General features: G+C 42.0%; 1 protein-coding gene. It reads left to right on the top strand.

Annotated features, from left to right (window positions below; translation table 11 throughout):
- Window positions 1-191: zinc ribbon domain-containing protein (locus K9V48_RS28920; protein ID WP_224142376.1), on the top strand; the 191-nt coding region annotated here is incomplete at its 5' end.
- Window positions 192-207 lie beyond the last annotated feature (16 nt).

Raw genomic sequence — 207 nt, 5'->3', positions numbered from 1 at the left:
GCGGGCTACTTGTAAAAGTAGAACCACACTACACATCACAAGACTGTTCTTCTTGTGGTGAACGTGTAAAAAAATCACTTTCCATTCGTACACATATTTGCACAAAGTGCGGGGCGGTATTGGACCGGGATCATAATGCAAGTCTGAATATCCTCCAAAAAGGATTAGAGCAACTGCTTGTGACCGACTAACTGAATCAATCAAACT

This window comes from Metabacillus rhizolycopersici (genome assembly GCF_020075705.1).
This window is presented reverse-complemented; position numbering and strand designations above follow the sequence as displayed.